The 19622-nt window shown below is 71.3% G+C and carries 19 protein-coding genes; all 19 read left to right on the top strand.

Annotated features, from left to right (window positions below):
• The first annotated feature begins 134 nt into the window (after positions 1-134).
• The 19 genes from JI746_RS03545 (at position 135) to JI746_RS03455 (ending at position 19592) form a co-directional block, all read left to right on the top strand.
• On the top strand, positions 135-1895 hold the full coding sequence (locus JI746_RS03545; RefSeq protein WP_201687415.1) for a hypothetical protein: 1761 nt from the start codon (positions 135-137) through the stop codon (positions 1893-1895).
• A gap of 30 nt (positions 1896-1925) precedes the next feature.
• Positions 1926-2360 carry a c(7)-type cytochrome triheme domain-containing protein gene (locus JI746_RS03540; protein ID WP_236599549.1) on the top strand — a complete coding sequence of 145 codons (435 nt, stop codon included), beginning with the start codon at positions 1926-1928 and terminating at the stop codon, positions 2358-2360.
• Entirely contained in the window at positions 2357-3460 is a 1104-nt protein-coding gene (locus tag JI746_RS03535) for a c(7)-type cytochrome triheme domain-containing protein (RefSeq protein ID WP_201687414.1), read from the top strand. Before JI746_RS03540 ends, JI746_RS03535 begins: the two co-directional genes overlap by 4 nt.
• Positions 3461-3477: 17 nt before the next feature.
• Positions 3478-4398, top strand: coding sequence for a hypothetical protein (locus JI746_RS03530; RefSeq protein ID WP_201687413.1), 921 nt, complete (start codon positions 3478-3480; stop codon positions 4396-4398).
• Entirely contained in the window at positions 4395-5270 is an 876-nt protein-coding gene (locus tag JI746_RS03525) for a hypothetical protein (RefSeq protein ID WP_201687412.1), read from the top strand. Before JI746_RS03530 ends, JI746_RS03525 begins: the two co-directional genes overlap by 4 nt.
• Positions 5271-5272: 2 nt before the next feature.
• Positions 5273-5890: a c(7)-type cytochrome triheme domain-containing protein gene (locus JI746_RS03520; protein ID WP_201687757.1), complete on the top strand. Its 618-nt coding sequence runs from the start codon at positions 5273-5275 to the stop codon at positions 5888-5890.
• Entirely contained in the window at positions 5887-6261 is a 375-nt protein-coding gene (locus JI746_RS03515) for a c(7)-type cytochrome triheme domain-containing protein (RefSeq protein WP_201687411.1), read from the top strand. The genes JI746_RS03520 and JI746_RS03515 overlap by 4 nt, the downstream gene beginning before the upstream one ends.
• The gene (locus JI746_RS03510; protein ID WP_201687410.1) at positions 6255-7265 is read left to right on the top strand and encodes an NHL repeat-containing protein; all 1011 of its coding nucleotides are present in this window, start codon (positions 6255-6257) and stop codon (positions 7263-7265) included. Before JI746_RS03515 ends, JI746_RS03510 begins: the two co-directional genes overlap by 7 nt.
• A gap of 2 nt (positions 7266-7267) precedes the next feature.
• Complete coding sequence (locus JI746_RS03505) at positions 7268-8329, top strand: NHL repeat-containing protein (RefSeq protein ID WP_201687756.1); 1062 nt, start codon at positions 7268-7270, stop codon at positions 8327-8329.
• Positions 8330-8337: 8 nt separating this feature from the next.
• On the top strand, positions 8338-10752 hold the full coding sequence (locus tag JI746_RS03500) for a cytochrome c3 family protein (RefSeq protein ID WP_236599548.1): 2415 nt from the start codon (positions 8338-8340) through the stop codon (positions 10750-10752).
• Complete coding sequence (locus JI746_RS03495) at positions 10749-11717, top strand: hypothetical protein (protein ID WP_201687408.1); 969 nt, start codon at positions 10749-10751, stop codon at positions 11715-11717. Before JI746_RS03500 ends, JI746_RS03495 begins: the two co-directional genes overlap by 4 nt.
• Positions 11714-12547 (top strand): cytochrome c biogenesis protein, encoded by an 834-nt coding sequence (locus JI746_RS03490; protein ID WP_201687407.1) that lies wholly within the window; start codon positions 11714-11716, stop codon positions 12545-12547. The genes JI746_RS03495 and JI746_RS03490 overlap by 4 nt, the downstream gene beginning before the upstream one ends.
• The gene (locus JI746_RS03485) at positions 12544-13116 is read left to right on the top strand and encodes a tetratricopeptide repeat protein (protein WP_201687406.1); all 573 of its coding nucleotides are present in this window, start codon (positions 12544-12546) and stop codon (positions 13114-13116) included. The genes JI746_RS03490 and JI746_RS03485 overlap by 4 nt, the downstream gene beginning before the upstream one ends.
• Positions 13117-13264: 148 nt before the next feature.
• Positions 13265-13999: a cytochrome c biogenesis protein gene (locus tag JI746_RS03480; protein WP_330892949.1), complete on the top strand. Its 735-nt coding sequence runs from the start codon at positions 13265-13267 to the stop codon at positions 13997-13999.
• Entirely contained in the window at positions 13996-15978 is a 1983-nt protein-coding gene (locus tag JI746_RS03475; protein WP_201687404.1) for a heme lyase CcmF/NrfE family subunit, read from the top strand. Before JI746_RS03480 ends, JI746_RS03475 begins: the two co-directional genes overlap by 4 nt.
• Positions 15975-16466, top strand: coding sequence for a cytochrome c-type biogenesis protein (locus tag JI746_RS03470; protein ID WP_330892933.1), 492 nt, complete (start codon positions 15975-15977; stop codon positions 16464-16466). Before JI746_RS03475 ends, JI746_RS03470 begins: the two co-directional genes overlap by 4 nt.
• Complete coding sequence (gene ccmI, locus JI746_RS03465) at positions 16463-17758, top strand: c-type cytochrome biogenesis protein CcmI (RefSeq protein WP_201687403.1); 1296 nt, start codon at positions 16463-16465, stop codon at positions 17756-17758. The genes JI746_RS03470 and ccmI overlap by 4 nt, the downstream gene beginning before the upstream one ends.
• Positions 17759-17856: 98 nt before the next feature.
• On the top strand, positions 17857-18258 hold the full coding sequence (locus JI746_RS03460) for a TlpA family protein disulfide reductase (protein ID WP_201687402.1): 402 nt from the start codon (positions 17857-17859) through the stop codon (positions 18256-18258).
• Positions 18255-19592 (top strand): sensor histidine kinase, encoded by a 1338-nt coding sequence (locus JI746_RS03455; protein WP_201687401.1) that lies wholly within the window; start codon positions 18255-18257, stop codon positions 19590-19592. The genes JI746_RS03460 and JI746_RS03455 overlap by 4 nt, the downstream gene beginning before the upstream one ends.
• Positions 19593-19622: the final 30 nt, after the last annotated feature.

Here is a 19622-nt window from a genome sequence, read left to right as displayed (position 1 = left end):
GGTCGTGAATGCGATTCAAACGGCGCACATGGCTCACCCTGGTTGCATGTGCAGCCGCCGCCGGCGGTGTCGCAGCGCAGGCACCCTCCCCGGTCGACGCCGCACCGCCCCCTGACAAGGAGGACAGCGGCGGCATGGTGGTGCCGCCCCTGAACCTGCGGGGCACGCTCTCCTACGATTTCCGCGCGGCCCGCGGCGGCGACGACGGCCGCTTCACGTCCCACCTGGTCACGGGCAACATCAGCGGCCGCAGCTACATCTACGCACCGTGGTTCTCCGCCATCAGCGGCAACCTCGGGCTGTCGACCGAATCCTCGAACGAGACCAATCCCACGCTGTTCGGAGTGGACGGCAGCTCGCGGACGCTGGCCGAACGCATCCACGCGCGCCAGCAGTTCGCCACCGGCAGCGTGCGCCTCGACCTGTTCCCGCGCAGCCGCTTCCCGTTCGAAGTGCACTACCAGCGTGACGACAGCCGCAACGACGCGGGGCTCGGCACCGTCTTCGATTTCCGCACCCAGAACCTCGGCTTCTCGCAGCAGTACCGGCCGCCGGACGGCCGCTACCAGCTCGCCGGCAGCTTCGACCACCGGGAGCAGTCCGGCCTCGGCTTCCACAGCAAGCAGGACACGCTCAACGGCGACTTCAACACCCGCTGGAAGTCGAACGACCTGTCGCTGGGCATCGGCCACAGCCGCGCGCGCGACGTCGGCACCGACAACGACAGCCGCTTCGACACGCTGGTGGCGCGCCACAACTACGTGCCCTCCTCGGAGCTGTCGGTCAACAGCACCGCCAACTGGACCCGCACCCGCGAGCGCGCGCTGGTCGCACCGAGCGACCTGCAGGCGATGCAGCTGTCGACCGTCGGCCTCTGGCGTGCCGAGGGCTCCAAGCTGTCGCTCAACGGCAGCGCGCGGGCCCTTTCGCTGCGCGAGGACATCGCCGGCACCTCGCTGGATTCCTTCGGCGCCGCGCTCGGCGCCAGCTACGAGGTCGACGAGCACCTGCGGCTCACGGGCAACGGCGGCGTGAACGCCACCCGCAGCGACGGCCGCGATTCCGGCTCCCTCAACGGCGGCGTCGGCATCGCCTACCAGGGCGACACGCTGACCTTCCGCGACATCCGCTACGAGTGGTTCACCAGCGGCAGCCTGAGCGGCAACACGACCCGCGGCGACGGCGCCGACGGCGACGACAACCAGCTCACCGCCAACGCGCAGCTCGGGCACTCGGCCACGCGCCTGTGGCGGCTCGGCGAAGCCTCGGACCTTTCGCTCACCGGTTCGCAGACGCTCGCCTGGACGCACAACGTGAGCAGCCGCCACGAAGGCATCGACCCTTCGCTCGGCAGCTCGCGCACCCTCCTGAACAACCTGGCGGCGACGTGGCAGCGCAACCAGGGCCAGGGCAGCACCTTCGCGCGCGCCTCGTACAGCGATGCGCTGGAGCTCGGCGGCGAGCGCAGCCGCTTCCGCCTGTTGAACTTCCAGCTGTCCGGCACCTTCGCGATCGACAACCGCCGCTCGCTGACCGGGGACCTGACGTACCAGCGCTCCCTGCAGCGCAGCGGCGCCTTCCTGCTCGACGGGCTGGAGGCCGGCAGCCAGCGCTCCGCCACCTCGTCGGCCAGCGGCGAGATCACCTATCGCGAGAACAACCTGTTCGGCATCGCGCAACTGCGTTTCGTGTCGCGCCTCAGGCTGGCCCAGGACATGCTGAAGCAACCGGGACAGATGCTGTCGCTTCCCGATCGTGAGACGCGACTGTGGGAAAACCGGCTCGACTGGAATATCGGGCGGCTGGAAAGCCAGATCGTGCTGCGCCTGTCGGAGATCGGCGGCCGCCAGCACCAGTCGCTGATCTTCCGGGTTCAGCGCTCGTTCGGCGACTAGCACCGGAATCGAGAACGAAGTGGGGATCTGATGTTCAATTTGAAGAAGCAGACAGGGTCGTGGGGTCGACTGGCCGGCGCGGCCCTCCTGGGCGGCGCGATGCTTGCCGGCATGCTGGCCACGGACGCCCGCGCCGAGTACGGCGACGTGGTGATCAACAATTTCTCCGACAAGGCCGGCATGCGGCCGGTGGTGTTTCCGCACTGGTTCCATCGCGTCCGCTTTCGCTGCAAGGTGTGCCACGCCGACCTCGGCTTCAAGTTCAAGGCCGGCGGCAACGAGATCAACATGGTCAAGGTGATCGACGGCCAGTTCTGCGGCGCCTGCCACAACGGCGAAGTCGCCTGGAGCATCGAGAACTGCAACCTGTGCCACTCGGCCAAGCCCGGCACGCCGACGCAAGTCCACGAGAGCACCACCAATTCCCTGGTCGCGCCCGCCGCGGGTGGGGAGAAGAAGCAATGAACGCCCGCACCACCCTCGCCGCCCTTGCCGTTGCCGCACTCGCGTGGTTCGCGCCGGCGCAGGCCCAGGACCTCGCCGCCGGCAAGGCCGTGTATGAAGGCGCCTGCGTGGCCTGCCACGGCACCGGCGTGCTGGGCGCGCCCAAGGTCGGCGACGCCGCGGCGTGGAAGCCGCGCGCGGCCGGCGGCCTCGGGCCGCTGCTCAATAGCGCGAAGAACGGACGCGGCGCCATGCCCGTGCGCGGCGGCAACCCGGCGCTGACCGACGCGCAGTTGCAGAACGCGATCGCCTACATGCTGTCGCAGTCGAGCGGTGCGCCTGCCGTCGCGGCCGCACCGGCCGCCGCCCCCGCAACCAAGGCCGCCGCCGCGCCCGCCGCGCAGGCGGGCAAGACGGCAGCGGCGCCTGCTGCTGCCGCACCGGCCGCCAAGGCCGCGCCCGCCACGGCCACCGCCGCTGCGCCTGCCGCAGCGCCCGCAGCTGCTGCGGCACCGGCACCGGCACCCGCGGCGGCAGCGGCGCCGGCCGCACCGGCCGCCGCGCCCACGGTCACGGCCGCCGCCGCACCCGCCGCCGGCGTCAACACCTTCAACCGCCTGCTGCGGCCGACGCTGCGCAACCGGCCGCCGGCCGAGGACGGCATCCACGATCCCGGCAACGACGGCACGCTCGCCCTGCAGCCGCCCACCAGCGCCTTCGGCGAACTGGTGCGCAGCAATGCCGGCAACCGGGTGGACTGGGTCAAGTCGCTGCGCGAAGGCAAGATCAACCCGCGGGCCGACCGCGTCGACCCGAAGGCGACGCCGGCAGTGATGGACCTCAACATCGTGCGCGAGGTCAAGGGCTCGATGCCGGACGTGGTCTATCCGCACAAGCAGCACACCGAGTGGCTCGACTGCTCCAACTGCCATCCGGCGATCTTCAAGCCGCAGAAGGGCGCCAACCAGATCAGCATGGCCAGCATCCTGCTCGGGCAGCAGTGCGGCGTCTGCCACGGCAAGGTCGCCTTCCCGGTTTCCGAGTGCCGCCTGTGCCACTCGCGGCCCAAGACGACGGCCACGGCCGGCGCGCCGGCGGCGGCCGAGTCCAATCCGCGCTGACGCGCACGCTCGCGATCATGGCGAACTCCAGCACCTTCCTCACGCCGGCCGCCCTGCTCCTCGGCTTCGCGCAGCTCGCCTACGCCCAGCACGCGCAGCAGCGCGAGCCGGCGGCCAGCGAGCCGGCGCGCCAGGTGTCGCCGCAGCAGGTCGAACAGAAGGCGGCCATGCTCAACCGGGTGCTGAACCAGTCGCCGGTGGCGGCCCGCATCGCCAACAGCCAGAACGACGACGCGCGGCGCCGCTTCGCCCGCGCCCGCGACCTCACGGAACACGCCCGCCACCTGGCCGGCGAGGGGCAGACACGGGCCGCCGACGCGCTGCTGAACGAGGCCATCTACGAGGTCAGCAAGGCGCAGCAGCTGGTGCCCGATCCGGGCACGCTGCAGGCGGCCGAACGGGCGCGCTATGCGCAGCTCGAAGACAGCGTGGCGGCCCTGCGCCGCACCGCGCTGATCGCACTGCCCAATGCGCCGCGAAGGGAAGAGAGCCAGCAGGCGCTGCGCAGCGCCGACGCGCTGATCGACCAGGCCGTGGCGCTGGCGAAATCCGACAAGTACATCGAGGCCAACCGCAACCTCGATCGCGCCCTGCTGCTGCTGCTCAAGGACGCTTCCACCCGGCTGTCCGGCCAGACCATCGTGTACGACCACCGCTTCGCCAACCGGCGGGAGGAGTTCGACTTCGAGCTGGACCGGCACCGCAGCTTCGAGCACCTGGTGCCGCTGGCGCTGCTGGAATTCCGGCCCTCGCCCGAGGCCCGCGCGCTGGTGGCGCGCCAGGTGGAACAGGCGCGCGAGTTGCGCGAGCGGGCCGAGGCCCTGTTCGCCCGCGACCCGATCGCCGCCCTCAAGGACGTCTCGGAAGCCACCGAGACGCTGCGCCGCGCCCTGCAGGCGGCGGGACTGGCGCTCCCCCAAACCACGAGTACCCCATGAACAAGTCGATCGCTCTCCGCTCGCTGCTCGCCCTCGCCGGCGTGACCCTGTGCATGGCCAGCGCGATGGCCCAGGTACGCCAGGTCCCCGACCGCGACCAGCTCGAACGCAAGCTGACCTCCACCTCCACCCTCATCGAGAGCTCCACGGCCGCGAAACAGATCGAGGCCAGTGGCAACGCCGGTGCCGCGGAAAAGCGCACCCGGGCCCGCGAACTGCACGGCAAGGCGCGCACCGCGCTGGCCGGCGGCGACCTCGAGGGCTCCTCCAAGCTGCTGGACGAGGCATCGCGCGCGTTCATCGAGGCCGTGCGGCTGGCGGCGCCGCAGCAGGTCGCGGACGCCAAGGAGCGCAACGACTACCAGGCCCGCCTCGAATCCACCCGCGCCCTGCTCGACGCGCAGAAGCGCATCGCGGCCGAGAAGAACGTGCCGCGCGGCGCCGAGACCACGCGCCAGGTCGAGACCATGGTCGCCGAAGCCGAGCGCCAGGCCCAGGCCGGGCGGCTGCCGGAAGCCAAGCGCACGGTGGACCAGGCCTACCTCACCGTGAAGGCCGCCATCGGCACGCTGCGCGGCGGCGAGACGGTGGTGCGCTCGCTGAACTTCGCGACCCCGGCCGACGAATACGCCTACGAGGTCGACCGCAACGACACCCACCGCATGCTGGTGCAGATGCTGCTGAAGGACCGCCGCGACGGCAACGTCGACGCGATGGTCGACCAGGCCGTCGCCGCCTCGGCCAAGCTGCGCACCCGCGCCGAGCAGGAAGCCGCGCGCCGCGACCATCCCAGCGCGATCAAGACGCTGGAAGATTCCACCCGCGAACTGGTCAAGGCGATCCGCGCCGCGGGCGTGTACATCCCCGGGTGACGATGACGCCTGCCGGCCGGCCTGGCCCTTCGACGAGCTTCGCTGCGGGCGCGCGCAGGGCAGCCTGGCGCTGCCTGCTGGCGCTCGCGCTGCTGGCCGTCGGCGTGCTCGCGTTCGGCGCCGCGCAGGAATGGAAGAAGATCGCCAGCGACGGCCTGCACGACCCGGCCGGTCCCGCCGTCGGCGTGCTGCAGGAGCCGGCGGAGGCGCTGGCGGCCCTGGCGCCGGACACCGCGGGCAACCAGGTGCGCTGGGTCAGCGCGCTCGACCAGGGCCAGATCCAGCCGCGCACCAACATCCTGCCGGAGACCAAGGTCAACCTGCGCACGACCGAGGTGCTGCTGAAGAACACCGGCGAGATGGCGATGGTGCGCTTCCCGCACCGGCAGCACACGGCCTGGCTGGATTGCAGCAACTGCCACGACAGCCTGTTCCAGCAGAAGCCGGGCACCAGCGGCATCAACATGTTCCTGATCCTCAGCGGCGAAAAGTGCGGCCTGTGCCACGGCGCCGTCGCCTTCCCGCTGACGGAATGCAAGCGCTGCCACAGCGTGGAGCGCGGCAGCCCGGAACACCTGGCGTTCGGCAAGTCCCTGGTGCGCGAAGGCGGCACGCCATGAAGCGGCTGGCCTGCGCCCTGCTGCTGGTGCTGGGGCTGTTCATGGCCCTGCCCGCTGGCGCAGAATACGGCGACGTCGTGCTGGACCGCAATTCCACGAAGGAGGGCGTGCGGCCGGTGGTGTTCCCGCACTGGTTCCACCGCATCCGCTTTCGCTGCAAGGTGTGCCACTCCGAACTCGGTTTCAGGATGCGGGCCGGGGCGAACGTGGTCCGCATGGACGACATCATCAACGGCAAGTTCTGCGGCATGTGCCACAACGGCCAGGTGGCGTGGTCCCCCGAGCGCTGCGACCTGTGCCACTCCGCCAAGCCGGGCGTCAAGCCCGGCATCTACGGTTCGTCCGAAACGAAGGGGCCGGGCAAATGGTGAACTTCTCCAGCCGCCGCCGCGCGCTGCTGGTGGCCGGCACCGCCACCGCGGCGGGGCTCGCCGGCTGCGCCGCGGACGACGGCGCGCGGGCGGTGCGCACGCCGCCGGAGCCCACCAGCCGGCTGCTCACGCCCTGGCTCAGCATCAACGGCGGCTGGCGCGTCGAAGCGCAGGTCCCCATCCAGGGCGCTCGCCCGACGACCGGCGGGCGCATCATGTTCGTCCAGCCGACCGGCGTGGCCGCCCGCGGCGACGTGCTGCTGGTCGCCGACAGCGGCGCGCGCACGATCTGGCGGGCCGACCGGCCGCGCGATTCCGTCGCGCCGCTGACCGCGTTCACCGGCGGCGTCGCCGACCACGGCACCTCCATGCAGCTGGGCGCCGACTTCATGGCCTGGGTCGCCCTGCCGGCGCAGCATGCGGTGGTGCAGTACGACCTGCGCGGCCGGCAGGTCAGGCGCTGGAGCGATGAATTCGAGGCGCCGCGGCCGGTCGCGGTCGCCGTCCCCGAGGACCGCAGCGAGATCCTGGTCGGCGACTCGGCCACCTCGCGCATCGTCGTCTTCGACCCGCTCGGCCGCGTGCAGCGCATCCTGGGCGGGCGCAGGCCGGCCGCGCTGCAGAGCGTCGCCGCGATGGCGCTCGGTCCGCGCGGCCTGTACGTGCTCGACCGGCTCGGCCAGCAGGTGGTGGTGCTCGATCGCGCCGGCGTTGCGGTCGAAGTGATCGGCGAGCAGCACCTGGTGCAGCCGCGCGCCCTGGCGGTGGACGCCTCCGGCCGCGTCTTCGTGAGCGACGATGCCGACCAGCGCATCAAGGTGTTCCGCGGCGAGCAGCTGCTCGCCAGCGTGGGCGGCGCCGGCAACGGACCGAACCGCTTCGGCCGCATCGAGTCGCTGGCCGTCGACGGCAACCTGCTGTACGTGGCGGACAGCACCAACGCGCGCGTGCAGGTGCTGATGGTCGCCCCGGCCAGCCTGGAGGCACCGGAGGCGCCACGGTGAAGATGCTGCGCTGGGTCGTGCCGGCGCTCGCGGCCGCCCTGCTGGCCGGCTGCGCCGTCGAGTCGCGGGTGCTGCAGCTCGATGGCAGCAGTGCCGGCGAGCGCCTGTTTCCGGCGCCGCAGACGCAGGAGACGCCGCGCTACCGCTACCTGGGGCAGTTGCAGGGCGAGACCAATTTCAAGCTGAAGGACGGCCAGGCCGGCCGCAGTTCGGGCCGCAAGCTGCTGGCGCTGATCGCCGGCCTCTCCGACACGCCGGACCGGCCCGTGATGCTGGTGCGGCCCCAGGCCGGGATGGTCGACCCCGCGGGCCGGGTGCTGGTGACCGACGTCGGCCGCGGCGCCGTCTTCGTGTTCGACGAAGCGGCCGGCCGGCTCGACGTGTGGGAGATGGCCACGCGCGGCGAACGCTTCGTGGCGCCGATCGGCATCGCCCTCGGCAGAGGCGGCGAGATCCTGGTGGCGGATTCGGAACTGGGCCGCGTGTTCCGGCTGTCGCCCGATGGCAAGCCGCTCGGCGAATTCGGCGCCGGCGTGCTCCAGCGGCCGACCGGCGTGGTGCGCGATGCCGCGCGCGCGCGCATCTTCGTGGCCGACACGTACGGCCACGAGATCGACATCTTCGACGACGAGGGCCGTGCGGTCGCCAAGTGGGGCGAGCGCGGCGACGGCCCCGGCCAGCTCAATTTCCCGACCCACCTCGCCCTCAGCGGCGAGCTGCTGATCGTGTCCGACTCGATGAACGCGCGGGTGCAGGGCTTCGACCCCGCGGGCAAGCCGGTGCTGCGCTTCGGCGAGCGCGGGCTGTACGTGGGCAACCTGGTGCGGCCCAAGGGCGTCGCCGCCGACGACGAAGGCAACCTCTATGTCGTGGAGTCCATGCACGACACCCTGCTCGTGTTCGACCGCGAAGGCCGGCTGCTGATGTCGCTCGGCGGCTCCGACGCGGAGAACGGGCGCTTCTACCTTCCCGCCGGCGTGTGGGTGGACGGGCGCAACCGGGTCTTCGTCGCCGACATGTTCAACGGCCGCGTGGCGGTCTTCCAATTCCTGGGCGGCAACTGATGCGACGCATGCCATCGCTGTTCCTCGCGCTGCTGGCGCTCGTCGCCGTGCTGGCGACCGGTCCGGCCACGGCCGACAAGGTCTCGGACATCGCCAACACCAAGCACAACCTGTCGCTCACCGGCCCGGGCACGGTGAAGGCGACCACCGAATCGCAGATCTGCGTGTTCTGCCACACGCCGCACCAGGCCGAGAACATCCCCAACGCGCCGCTGTGGAACCGCAAGCTCTCGTCGGCCACCTACGATGCGACCAACACCTACCGCTCCAGCTCGATCGAGGCCAGCCTGACGGAGCTCGCCAAGGGACCCGGCGGCCTGTCGCGCCTGTGCCTGTCCTGCCATGACGGCACGATGGCGATCAGCAGCGTGAACGTCGCCAACGGCAAGGCCAACCAGACCCTGACCCTCAGCGGCGCCGGCACCGGCGGCACCATGGCGCCCGGCGCCGGCGTGGCCACCGGCTACACGCGCAACCTCGGCACCGACCTCACCAACGACCACCCGATCTCCTTCACCTACGACGCCAACGTCGCCCTGGCCGACGGCGAGCTGCGCGCGCCCGACGGCGCGGTGGTCGGCAGCCGGGTGCGCGGCACCACCAAGCCGAAGCTGCCGCTGGAAGGCGGCCAGATGCAGTGCACCACCTGCCACGACCCGCACCTGCGCGAGACCGATCCCCTCAAGGGCGCGGCCAAGTTCCTGCGCGTCAACCGCTTCCAGGAACTCAGCCCCACCGGCGGCGCCTTCTCGGAGGCCAACGACATCGTCTGCCTGGCGTGCCACGACAAGGCCGGCCAGGCCTGGGCGCTGTCGGCGCATGCCAATCCGACCGTGGCCGACGAGACCTTCAATGCCACCGCGACGGCCGAGCGCGAGTTCCCGGCCAACCTGCCGGTGTGGCGTGCCGCCTGCCTGAGCTGCCACGACACGCACACGGTGCAGGGCGCGCGCCGCCTGCTGCGCGAGGGCACCGACAGCATCGCCCGGCCGAAGTCCGGCGGCAATTCGGCGATCGAAGAGACCTGCTACCAGTGCCACTCGAGCACCGCCGAGACCGTGCTGCAGGCGAACACGCAGGTGCCGAACATCAAGGACGACTTCAACCTCCCCATCCACATGCCGATCAAGTCCACCCAGCAGCGGGCCGGCACCGAAGTGCACGACATCGGCACCGGCAGCGGCGCGCAGCGCGGCAAGGACTTCTACGAAGACCCGGCGCTCCTGGGCAAGGGCGCGGGCAACGAGAACAACCGGCACGTGGAGTGCACGGACTGCCACAACCCGCACCGCGTGATCAAGAACCGGCTGTTCAACGACAACCCGGCGACGCCCACGGCGGGCACGCACAACCATGCCTCGGGCCACACCAACATCGCTTCGGGCGTGCTCAAGGGCAGCTATGGCGTCGAGCCGGTGTACGGGGCCGTGCCCTTCAATTCGCCGGCGAGTTCCTTCGACGTGAAGCGCGGGGTCGGCGGCGTGGGCGCCAGCACCGCCGCCGGCAGCGCCTGGGTCACGCGCGAGTACCAGGTGTGCCTGAAGTGCCATTCCACCTACGCCTACACCACGCCTCCCCTGCTGAGCCAGGGCGCCGGCGGCGGCACGGCCTCCAGCACCAACGGACTGCTGCAGTTCACCGACCAGGCGATGGAGTTCCAGCCGCCGGCCACGCACAAGGGCGAACTGACCACCACCGACAGCGGTTCGGCGAGCGGCTTCACGACCAACAACCACCGCTCCTGGCACCCGGTGGTCGACAACACCGGCCGCACCAACGCGATCCGCACCACGACGACAGGGTCCTGGGTCGCGCCCTGGAACGGCACCAACGACACCGGGACCCAGACCATGTACTGCACCGACTGCCACGGCTCCAACACCGCGGCCGGCACGGTGGTGCCCAACGCCGGCAGTCCCTGGGGCCCGCACGGGTCAACCAACAACTTCCTCCTCAAGGGCAGCTGGGATACCGCCAGCGGCAGCGGCCAGGCCAACACGCTGTGCTTCAAGTGCCATGACGCCAACACCTACAGCACGAAGAACGGCGGCGGCGGCACCGGCTTCACGGGCGGCGGCAAGGGCAATCTCCACGCCTTCCACACCGACAAGCTGGGCAAGATCCGCTGCGGCTGGTGCCACGTGGCCGTGCCGCACGGCTGGAAGAACAAGGCCTTGCTGGTCAACCTGAACGACGTCGGCGCCGAGGCCGGCCTCGCCACCGGCACGCAGGTGCGCACCAACACCACCGCCGCGTACACCAAGGCGCCCTACTACAACAACGCCGTGCTCAAGGTGCGCACCTTCGCGCGCAGCGGCAACTGGTCGGACACCAACTGCGGCTCCGCCGGCGCCCCGGGCAACGGGCAGAGCGGCAGGAGCTGGATGCGGGACAGCAGCGAGAACTGCGTGAACGCACCATGAGACGCGTGCTGCAGGCGATCGCTTCCGTGCGCCTGACGCTGGCGGGCTTCGCCCTGCTCGCGGTCGGCGCGCTGGCGGTCATCGAGGATCCTGCGCTGAGCCTGGCGTCCATCGTGCTGCCGCTGGCGCTCCTGGGCCTGAACCTCGCGGCCGCGATCGTGCTGCGGCCGGCACTGCGGCGCGGCGGACTCGGCCTGTTCCACGTCGCGATGCTGGTGTTCCTGCTGCTGGCCGGCTGGGGACGCCTGACGCATTTCGACGCCCGGGTGGAGGTGTCGGAGGACGGCTTCTACGATCCGGCGCTGCTCACCGTGACGGGGCAAGGGCCTTGGCACGGCGACGCCTGGCAGCGCCTGCAGTTCCGCCAGGGCAGCTGGGAAGTCGACTACGCGCCGGGCGTGAAGCGGCGCCACACCCGCAGCACCCTGTGGCTCGCCGGCGAAGACGCACCGCGCGTGGTAGGCGACGACACGCCGCTGGTCCTGGACGGCTACCGCTTCTACACGACGCACAACAAGGGTTTTGCGCCTTTGCTGTCCTGGGAGCAGGAGGGCGCCGAGCCGCTGCGCGGCGTGCTGCACATGCCCAGCTACCCGCTGTTCGAGTGGAAGCAGGACAACACCTGGACGGCCCCGGACGGGAGCGTGCTGCAGTTCCACCTGCGCGTGGAGCAGCCGCTGGAGGAAGGCAAGGCCTGGACGCTGTCGCCGCAGGCCGTGCCGGCGGTGCTGGTGGTGGAAGGCGCCGGCGCCCGGCGCGAACTGCGGCCAGGCGACAGCTTCCGGCTCGGACAGGGCGTGCTGCGCTACGAGCGGCTCACCGGCTGGATGGGCTACCGCGTGTTCTACGATCCCACGCTGATCCCCCTGCTCGTCGTGTCGCTGCTGGGCGTGGCCGGGCTCGCCTGGCACCTGTGGGGCCGCGTCGCCCGCCCGCTGCCGCTGGCCGAAGGAGTGCCCGCATGAACGCCGCCGTCCAGGCGCTGGACACCTGGGTGCTGTACCTGGGCGCCGGCCTGGTGGCCTGCGCAGCCGCCCTGGCCTGGGGCCGCGCCGCCATGGCGCGCGGGCCGGCCGCTTCCGCGCTGCCGATCTCGCTCAACGACCTGGCGCTGGCCGTCCTCACCGTCGGCATCGCGCTGCGCTGGTCGCGCATCGGCCATGGCCCATTCCTCACCATGTTCGAGGTGCTGGCGAGCAGCCTGCTGAGCCTGGGGCTGATCTGGCGCGTCGCCAGCCTGCGGCTGCCGCTGCTGCGGGACAGCGCGCCGGTGGTGCTCGGCCTGCTGGCCGTGATGGCCGCCTGGCTCCTGGTGTCCAACGCCGCCGACAGCACGCTGCCTGCCACCTACGAGATGCCGGTGCTGTGGGTGCACGTCACGCTGGGCAAGATCTTCCTCGGTTGTGCCCTGGTGGCCGCCGGTCTTGCCGGCGTGCTGCTGGCGCGTCGCACCGAACGGGGCAGCCGCTGGTTCCGGCAGATGCCCGGCGACGCCGGCCTCGACCTGCTGGCCTGGCGCTTCATGCTGGCCGCGCTGGTGTTCGAGAGCCTGATGCTGATCGCCGGCGCCGTGTGGGCGCAGGATGCCTGGGGCCGTTTCTGGGCCTGGGATCCGCTGGAGACCTGGGCCTTCATCACCTGGCTGGCCCTGTCCGCCGCGATCCATGCGCGCCTGAGCTGGCGCCTCGGCCCACGGGCCGGGGCCCTCATGATCCTGGCGGTCTTCGCGATCGCCTTCCTGACCTTCTTCGGGGTTCCGTTCGTGTCGACGGCGCCGCACAAGGGAGCGGTATGAACCCGCGCAAACGCCAGACCGCCTGGGCGGCCGCCTTCCTCATCTTCGCCCTGGCCCTGGTCGCCGGGATCGTGCGCCTGAACGCGCCGCCCGCCACCGTCGGCCGGCTCGAACACCAGCAGCAGATGCAGCAACGCGAGCTGCAGCAGCGCTTCGAGCAGGCCGCCGTGATGCTGCACGCGAAGCAGTACGACCACGCCATCACGGCCCTGCACCGGGTGCTGCAGCTCGCGCCGCGGCTGCCCGAAGCGCACGTCAACATGGGTTATGCGCTGGTCGGCCTGGAGAAGTACGACGCCGCCCGCGGCTTCTTCGAGGCGGCGATCGAGCTGAATCCGCGCCAGGCCAATGCCTACTACGGCCTGGCCCTCACGCAGGAGGCCGGGCAGGACTACGAAAGTGCGCTGGGCGCCATGCGGACCTACCTGCACTTCGCCCCGGCCGACGACCCTCACCGCACGCGCGCACGCTCGGCCCTGTGGGAGTGGGAGGCCAAGCTGGGCCGGCATCCGGCGGGCACCGAAGCCGCCGCGGTCCCCACGGCGCCGACCGCCCCGCCGCGCCCGTAGCCGCGCCACGCCGCTTCCTGTTTCCGGGAAAGACGCGCCCCCCCGTCCTGCGGGCGGGAAGCTTTCGGCCCATTTGCCCCCGCGGGAGGGCGATACAGGTTGGCACATTCCATGCAGGATCGACGTTCAGGAGTCCGTCTTGCTCGCCGTGCCCTCTTCCTCCGTCCACCGCCCCAGCCGCCCGATGCGTGGCGTCGCGCGTGGCCTGACGGCGGTCGCAATCGTGCTCAGCCTCATCGCGGCGATAATCGGTGGGTACCCGGCGGAACCTCTGGGGGATTACACGATCGTTTACATCCATGTGCCTGCGGCGTGGCTGTCCCTGCTGCTCTATGGCGCGGCGGTATGCGCCGCGGCGGCGAGCCTGCAGGGCCGGCATGTGCTGCCGGCGCGGACGCTGGAAGCGATCGCTCCGGTGGGTGCCGCGGCGGCTTTCGTCGCGCTGTGGACCGGCTTCGGGAGCCAGCAGGTGCGCGGCACCTGGTGGGGCCTGGAGGCCCGGCTGGTGTGCGAGCTCGTGCTGCTGCTGCTTTTCGCCGGCCTGATGGCCTTGCGGCACGGCGCGGACGAACCGGCCCGGGCGCAGCGCGCGGGCGCGGTGCTGGTGCTGACCGGCGCCCTCAACATTCCCATCATCTATCTTTCGGTGGACTGGTGGCATACCCTGCACGAGCGCGCCGCCGCCACGGTCGGCCGCTCGCCTCTGGTCACCGGGGCCATGGCCCTGATGACGCTGGCGGCCTGCCTGTATGCAGCCGCCGTGGTGCTCGCGCGCCTGGACGCCTTCACGCGAGAGCGTGACGATGGTCCGGGCGGGCGGAATTTCGGATCGGCACGTGCCGAGGGCGGCAACGCCCGGACGCCTGCCAAGGAGCAACAATGATTGGTGAAATCGGCCACTTCTGCCTGATCGTCGCGCTGATGCTGGCGCTGGCGCAGGGCATCCTGCCCCTCATGGGCGCAGCCAGGGGGCGCAATGCCTGGATGTCGGTGGCGCAGCCGGCGGCCCAGGGGCAGTTCCTGTTCGTGGCCATCGCGTTCCTGCTGCTGATCGCGGCCTTCGTGAACAACGACTTCAGCATCCTGGTGGTGGCGCAGCACTCCAACACGCAGCTGCCCACGCCCTACCGCGTCGCCGCGGTGTGGGGCGGCCACGAGGGCTCGATGCTGCTGTGGGTCTTCATGCTGGGCCTGTGGGGCGTGGCGGTGTCCGTGTTCAGCAACCGCCTGCCGACGGTGTTCGTCGCCCGCGTGCTGGGCATCATGGGCCTGATCGCCGCCGGCTTCCTCGGCTTCCTGCTGTTCACGTCCAACCCCTTCGAGCGCCTGCTGCCCGCCGCCGCCGAAGGCCGCGACCTGAACCCGCTGCTGCAGGACCCGGGCATGGTGATCCACCCGCCGATGCTGTACATGGGCTACGTCGGCTTCTCGGTCGCCTTCGCCTTCGCCATTTCCGCCCTGCTCTCCGGCCGGCTGGACGCCACCTGGGCGCGCTGGTCGCGTCCCTGGACCACCATCGCGTGGATGTTCCTCACCCTGGGCATCGCGATCGGCTCCGGCTGGGCGTACTACGAACTGGGCTGGGGCGGCTGGTGGTTCTGGGACCCGGTGGAAAACGCGTCCTTCCTGCCCTGGCTGGTCGGCACGGCGCTGATCCACTCGCTGGCCGTGACGGAAAAGCGCGGCGTGTTCCGCTCCTGGACGGTGCTGCTGGCCATCTTCGCCTTCTCCTTCAGCCTGCTGGGCACCTTCCTGGTCCGCTCCGGCGTGCTGACCTCCGTGCATGCCTTCGCGACGGATCCCAAGCGCGGCATCTACATCCTGGGCTTCCTGGTGCTGGTGGTGGGCGGCTCGCTGACGCTGTTCGCGGCCCGCGCACCCAAGGTCGGCCTGGGCGGCGGCTTCTCCGCCATCTCGCGCGAATCGATGCTGCTGGTGAACAACGTGCTGCTCGCGGTGGCTGCCGCCAGCGTGATGCTCGGCACCCTGTACCCGCTGCTGCTCGACTCGCTGAACCTGGGCAAGATCTCGGTCGGCCCGCCCTACTTCGAAGCCGTGTTCGTGCCGCTGATGGCGCCTGCCGTCTTCCTCATGGGCATCGGTCCGCTGGCCCGCTGGCGCGAGGCCACGCTGCCCGACCTGACGCGGCGCCTGATGGGTGCCATCGTCGCCAGCCTCGTGGCGGCGGGCGTGTCGATCGCCGCCGGCGGTTCGCTGCTCGCCTCCTTCGGCATCCTGCTGGCCGCCTGGGTCGTCGGTACCACCCTCACCCTGCTGCTGGAACGCACCCGCAACGCCGGCGGCAACCTGCTGCAGCGCCTGGCCCGTGCGCCGCGCGTGCTGCCGCGCGCCGAGTGGGGCATGATCGTCGCCCACCTGGGCATCGGCGTGTTCATCTTCGGCGTGACCATGGTCAAGGCCTGGGAAGCCGAGAAGGACGTGAAGATGTCTCCCGGCACCAGCGCCACCCTGGGCGGCTACACCTTCCTGATGGAAAGCATGGGCGAGTACAACGGCCCGAACTACATCGCGCTGAAGGCGACCATCAAGGTGAGCAAGGGTGAGCGCGTCGTGCAGACGCTGTACCCGGAGAAGCGCCTCTACACCGCCTCCCAGATGCCGATGACGGAAGCCGCCATCGACGCCGGCCTCACGCGCGACCTGTACGTCTCGATCGGCGAGGCCATCGACGACAAGGCGTTCGCGGTGCGGGTGCAGGTCAAGCCCTTCATCGACTGGATCTGGGGTGGCGCACTGCTGATGGCGCTGGGCGGGCTGCTCGCCGCGACCGACCGCCGCTACCGGCTGGCCAAGGAAGAAAAGCGGCGCGCCGCCGCCGGCCTCGCGGGAGCCAAGGCATGAAGATGAAGCACCTGCTGCGCCTCGCCCTCGTGCTGCTGGCCGTCGCCTGCGCCATGCTGGCGGCCCGCGCGGCCGATGCGCCGGACGTCGCGGAAGACCCGGCGCTGGAGAAGCGCGTCAACGACATCGGCCTGGAACTGCGCTGCCTGGTCTGCCAGAACCAGACCATCGCCGACTCGCACGCCGGCCTCGCGATCGACCTGAAGAACCAGATCCGCGAACAGCTCAAGACCGGCAAGACCGACCGCCAGATCCTCGACTTCATGGTGGAGCGCTACGGCGACTTCGTGCTGTACAAGCCGCCGATGAAGGCCACCACCATCCTGTTGTGGGTCGGCCCCTTCGCGCTGATGGCCATCGGCCTCGGCGTTGCCGCGCTCATCGTGCGCCGCCGCCGCTCGGCCGCGCACGCCACCCCCCACCTCACCGAGGAACAGCGCCGCCAGGCCGCGCGACTGCTCGCCGACGAGCCGGAGATCCGTTCATGACCATCGCTTTCTGGGCCAGCGTCGCCCTGCTGCTCGGCGGCGCGCTGCTGTTCGTGCTGCCGCCGCTGCTGCGGCCCGCCACCACCCGCGCCGGGCTCTCGCCCATGGCCGCCTACCGCGACCAGCGCGCGCAGATCGAAGCCGAATTCGCCGCCGGCACCCTCACGCCGGAACAGCACGCGCAGGCGCTGGAGGAACTGCAGACCCGCGTGATCGAGGAAGTCGGCGACGTCGGCGCCGAGCAGCCGAAGGCGCAGCCGCCGCAATCGAAGGCGCTCGTGGCCACCGTGGCGGCGCTGATCCCCGTCGGCGCGCTGGTGCTGTACGGCGTGCTCGGCACGCCGGCCGCGCTGCATCCGGAGAGCGAGCAGGAGGCCGCCGCCGGCAAGGACGCCCCGCATGCGATGTCGCAGGAGCAGATGGAGTCCATGGTGCAGGCCCTGGCCGACAAGCTGCAGAAGAACCCCGACGATGCCACCGGCTGGCAGATGCTGGCGCGCTCGTACGTGGTGTTCCAGCGCCTGCCTGAAGCCGCGCAGGCCTACGACAAGGCCTACCAGCTCAATCGCCAGGATCCCAACCTGATGGCCGACTACGCCGACGTGCTGGCGATGGTCAACGGCCGCAGCCTCGAAGGCAAGCCCGACCAGCTCGTGAAGGAAGCGCTCAAGCTCGATCCGGCGCACCAGAAGTCGCTCTCGCTGGCCGGCACCGCCGCCTTCAACCGGGGCGACTTCAACGGCGCCGCGGCGTACTGGAAGAAGCTGCTGGCCACGGTGCCCCCCGGCTCGCCGCCGGCCGCCTCGGTGCAGTCCAACATCGACCAGGCGCTGGCCGAAGCCGCCAAGGCCGGCGGCAAGCCGGTGCCGGGCGCCGCCGAAGTCGCCGCTGCGCCGGCCGACAAGCCGGCCGCCGCCCCCGCGGACAAGCCGGCCGCAGTGGCTGCCGGTGCGACGGTCGAAGGCAGTGTCAGCGTGGCCGACGCCGTCAAGGGCAGCCTGCCCCCGGGCGCGACGCTGTTCGTCTACGCCCGTCCCGCCGACGGCAGCCGCATGCCGCTGGCGATCCTGCGCGCCTCCGCCGACAAGTTCCCGCTGCAGTTCAAGCTGGACGACTCGATGGCGATGTCGCCCGAGTCGCGCATCTCGCTGCGCGAGCAGGTGCAGCTGGTAGCCCGCGTTTCGAAGAGCGGCAACGCCATGCCGCAGCCGGGCGACCTGACCGGCACCTTCGGCCCGGTGAAGGTCGGTGCGAAGGACATCAAGCTGGTGATCACCGAGGTCGTGAAGTGAAGCGGCGGGCCGCGATCGCCTCCGCGCTCGCTGCCTGCCTCAGCGGCTGCGGCCGCTCCCCCGCTCCCGCCGACCGCCCCCGCTGGCCGGAACTGAGCGTGACGGAACTCAGCGGCCAGGCCGCCACCCTGCCCGCACTCAGCACGCAGGCCCGCATCGTCAACCTGTGGGCCCTGTGGTGCGCGCCCTGCCGTGCCGAACTGCCGGCGCTCGAACGGCTCGGCATGGCGCTGGCCGGCCGCGGCGTGCAGGTCTCCGCCATCGCGCTGGCCGACGACGTGTTCCCGGTGCGCGAGTACCTCGCCGAACGCGCCGCGCGCCTGCGCGCCGCGGTGCTCGGGCCGCGCCAGCCGGTGGTGCGGCAGCTCGGGCTCGATGCGCTGCCCCAGACCTTCGTGGTCGCCCGCGATGGCGGCGTGCTGGCCTGCTGGGTCGGCGCAAGGGACTGGGACGCGGCCCCGGTGCGCGCCGAACTGGATCGCGTGCTGAAGGACGCATGAACCCCATGGTCACGGCTGCCCCGCTCCCGGAACTCGCCGGCGACCTGCCCACGCCGCCGGCGCGGCGGCAGCGCCGCCTCTCGCTGCGCGCCACCGGCGTGATGGCGATCCTGGCGCTGGTGGCGCTGGCGACCGTGATGGTCGCCTCGGCCGTCCTGTTCCGCGGCGCCGTGCAGTCGCACCTGGAAGGCCTGGAGGCCGCGCACGGGCGCTACGAGCAGCTGCTGGAGCAGCGCCAGGAAACGCTGCGCGCGGGTGCCGGGCCCGCCCAGCTGCAGGCCGTGGACCTGCAACTGCGCAGCGCCTTCGAGGACCGCATCCAGCGCCTGAACCTCACCCGCCACACCATCGACGGCGGCACCGTCACGATCGCCACGCTGGCGTGGATCGGCATCACCTCGATCGGTGCGCTGGCGGTGCTGTTCTTCTCCCGCCTGGCCGGCGACATCAACACCGTGCGCGCCCGCGCCCTGGCGATCCTCACCGGCGACCGCAGCGCCGGCCGGCCGCTGGCGCGCGGCGACGAAGTGCGCGAGCTCGGCGACGCCGTCGACAGCCTGGCCGCGACGCTCGCCCGGCGCGAGCGCGACCTGGCGGTGGAGCGCGGCCACGTCATGCACCAGGAAAAGCTGGCCACCATCGGCTCGATGGCCGCCGGCGTGATCCGCGAGATCGGCAACCCGATCGCCGCCATCGACGGCTATGCGCGCGCGCTGCTCGAAGCGCAGGCCTCCGGGGCGGCATCGCCCGCGCAGGCCGGCGAAGCCGCCAGCGCGATCCGGCCCATCCTGCACGAGACGGCGCGGCTGATCGCGATCACGCGCGAGATCAACCGCCTGGCCGCCACGCCGGCCGCGCAGTGGCAGCTCGCCAGCCTGAACGAGATCGTGGCGCAGGGCATCGCCTTGCTGCGCTACGAGCCGCGGCTGGAGGACGTGAAGGTGCACACGGCGCTCGACCCCATGCTGCCGGCCGTGAACTGCTGCGCGGACCGGCTGGTGCAACTGCTGCTGAACCTGGTGATCAATGCGGCGGACGCCACCGGCGGCCTGCCGCCGCACACAAGGCAGGTGGACATCAGCACCCGCGAAGCCGAAGGGGGCATCGAGCTGCGCGTGGAGGACAACGGCTGCGGCCTGAGCCCGCAGGTGCTGCAGCGCGCCTTCGAGCCCCTGTTCACCACCAAGCCGGCCGGCAAGGGCACCGGCCTGGGCCTGCCGCTGTGCCGCGCGATCGCGGAGGAACATGGCGGCCGCATCGCGCTGGAGCCGCTGCCGCAGGGCGGCACCCGCGCCAGCGTCTGGTTGCCTCTCGAGCAGCCGCCCGGCCCTTAGGGATACGGCGGACCTGCCGCTAAACTAGGC

The organism is Ramlibacter alkalitolerans (assembly GCF_016722765.1).
In the GTDB taxonomy this organism is placed as follows: domain Bacteria; phylum Pseudomonadota; class Gammaproteobacteria; order Burkholderiales; family Burkholderiaceae_C; genus Ramlibacter; species Ramlibacter alkalitolerans.
This window is presented reverse-complemented; position numbering and strand designations above follow the sequence as displayed.